This is a genomic window from Streptomyces exfoliatus, assembly GCF_000725545.1.
GTDB classification, from domain to species: domain Bacteria; phylum Actinomycetota; class Actinomycetes; order Streptomycetales; family Streptomycetaceae; genus Streptomyces; species Streptomyces exfoliatus.
The window spans coordinates 1-446 of the sequence record NZ_JNZP01000097.1 but is presented as its reverse complement, the minus strand read 5'-3'; the positions used below and the strand labels follow the sequence as shown (position 1 = coordinate 446).

Below are 446 nucleotides of genomic sequence, written 5' to 3'. Positions count from 1 at the left end.
CTAGGTTCTGTCGTCAAATGTCACGCCCACATCAGGAGTGATGCGAGGGTGACGGCTGCTTCGTAGGACTGGGCGGTTTTGTCGTAGCGGGTGGCGATGCCGCGCCACTGTTTCAAGCGGTTGAAGCACCGTTCCACGACGTTGCGGTGCTTGTAGACCTCGCGGTCGAAGGCCGGCGGGCGGCCTCCGCGGCTGCCTCGCCGGGCCCGGTTGCCGACCTGGTCGGTCCGCTCGGGAATCGTGTGCGGTATGCCTCGACGGCGGAGCCAGGCGCGGATCGCCTTCGAGCTGTAGCCCTTGTCGCCCAGGACGTGATCGGGCCGGGTGCGGGGCCGCCCCGGTCCGATCCGGGGCACCCGGACCGCTTCCATCACGGCGGTGAACCGGGTGCAGTCGTTGGTGTTGCCGCCCGTGACGACGAAGGCGAGCGGACGGCCCCGGCCGTC

The 446-nt window shown here is 69.3% G+C and carries 1 protein-coding gene; it reads right to left on the bottom strand.

Annotated features, from left to right (window positions below; all coding sequences use genetic code 11):
* Positions 1–20 precede the first annotated feature (20 nt).
* Positions 21–446 (bottom strand): IS5 family transposase (locus tag IO20_RS0134265; protein ID WP_030558538.1); only part of this gene is annotated, 426 nt, incomplete at its 5' end.